Source organism: Methanobrevibacter sp., from assembly GCF_045636185.1.
Lineage (GTDB): Archaea > Methanobacteriota > Methanobacteria > Methanobacteriales > Methanobacteriaceae > Methanocatella.
In genome coordinates this window covers 1-2037 of sequence record NZ_JAZTXC010000172.1, presented here as the reverse complement: position 1 = coordinate 2037, position 2037 = coordinate 1, and the positions used below count along the sequence as shown (strand labels likewise).

The 2037-nt window shown below is 36.5% G+C and carries 2 protein-coding genes; both read right to left on the bottom strand.

Translation table 11 applies throughout. The features are described 5' to 3' along the window. A partial coding sequence (locus ACKI3Q_RS09700) for a methanogenesis marker 14 protein (protein WP_407416390.1) occupies positions 1-1004 on the bottom strand: 1004 nt, incomplete at its 3' end. Positions 1005-1323: 319 nt separating this feature from the next. Further along, positions 1324-2037, bottom strand: a 714-nt coding sequence (gene mtrH / locus ACKI3Q_RS09695; RefSeq protein WP_407416389.1) for a tetrahydromethanopterin S-methyltransferase subunit H, incomplete at its 5' end; no start/stop codon positions are given.

The following is a 2037-nucleotide window of genomic DNA, read 5'->3' as shown; positions in this document are numbered from 1 at the left end:
TCGATTCCTTCTGGAACCTTACAGATGTTGATTAATTCATGAGCTTCCTTAGCGTATTGCTTAGCTTTTTCCTGATGTTTCTTGCCATCTGCCTTTTTAAGCAATTTAGGATCGAATATGTCCAATGCAGCACCATTCTTTTGGTCAATTTGCTTGGAACCTTTTGCCAAGGAGTCTGAAATTACCCCTGCTAATCCCAAGAAGTTTCCAACAGTACTTGCATAAGGTTCATCCTTATTTACAATCCTACCTGCCAAGGTAGAACCGAAGTCTAAAGATACACAAGGATTTCTATAGTCTACTTCAGTCCATTTAGCACCTAATTTAATACCTGCAGTAACAAGTTCCCCTTCCATTTCATTTGCTACAACTTCTTTTCCTTTTGGTGGAACTACACTTACTACAGCACCATCAAACATTACATTATCCAATAAAGTGTATTTCTGAAGTCTCTTTGGAAGGTGTGCAGTTGACATAGCAGGAGCCATTTTTGTGTGGGAAATACCTGCATCAAGACAACCATCTGCTAAAGCCTTTACCATTTGCCCTACTTCCTGAGTAGTAGCAAAACCAGCAGTTACCCCAGTGGATCTTACTACAAAGTCTAAATCTTCATCCATATCCATATGAGCTTTTTTAAGTGATTCCAAAACAGTATCCTTAATCATATCTGCAACGGATTCTTTAGAGAGTTCAATACCCCAAACTGTTTTACCGAAGACTTCTTCTCCAGGTTTAGGTGCTCTAACATCCCTTGTCATATTAACTGTTTTATTAATTAAATAAGATTGGCTGTTATTTAAATTTGTAGCCATGATTACACATTTTGTAGTGGTGTTTCCTAACTCTACAGAAGCAGTTACATAATATTCGTCCTGTTGTGCTGCCATAACACCTGGACCTTGAGGTCTGTTACCTGCTTTTAAAATACTTAAATCCCTTGGTTGACTTTCAGCAATAATTGGCTTAGGTCCTTTATTGAAAAGTTTATCTAAAAAAGACATATTAAATCCCCATAATCTTTCTATATATTATATAGTATTTTCATCAAATAATATAAATTTTGTTAAATAATTTTGAAAATTTTTAAAATGTGATGAAAATCAGTGAAGATCCTTAAAAAATTGATGAGAAAATAGTAGAAAACAGTTAAAAATGGATAAATTAGTGAAAATAATAGAAAATAATAGAAATGATAGAAAATTAGTTAAAAACAGATAAAAATAGTTTAAATGAATAAAATAAGTAAAAAAAATAGAAAAAATATTATAATTTGAATTAAGATTAGATGATAAAAATCATCTAATCTCGGACCCTTTCAAATTATAATAATAAGTTCAATGGGTGTGCTTCAATAGGTTCGGTACCGATATCTCTTGCTGCTTCAGCAATCATAATATCTGCCATACCACAAGCTGGGAATGCGAGTCTTGAGTTTTCGATTGGTCCGAAAAGTACGAAGTCTCCACCAGCCATTTGTTGTACGATGTTGGAACCTATATCACATACAGGCCATGCTTCTTTGTGTTCTTTTTTGTATTGTCTTAACCAATCCCATGCGGAAGGTACGTTGTGAATACCGGAACCTACAGGGTATCCCCATTTAGCTTTTACAGCGTAAGAGGTTCTTACTGCAGGACCTGCACCTTGTCCTAAAGGAGTTACAGCTACGTCCATCCATGGTTTGGTAATTCCACATCTTTCTGCCATTTCGAGAATACCTTCATCGATTACAGATCCACCAGTTTCCCAGATTTCGAGTTTACCTGCTACACCAGGGGTCATTGGGTTGAAACCTAAGAGAATGGATGCGTCGATGTCAGAGTTAGCTACAGCCTCGATTTCTCCAGGTTCAGCTGCCATACTTAAGGAGTTGTATACAGCTCTTTCAGCTAATCCTGCTTCTTGTACGTATTCTACACCTGCAATTTTTGCAGCTGCAGCAGTTGAGTCGATAAGGAATGGTTTGTCACAGACGTCTCCTACAAATTCTAAGTATTTAACCATAGCTTCTGCAGTAGCACCGAAAGTTTGTAC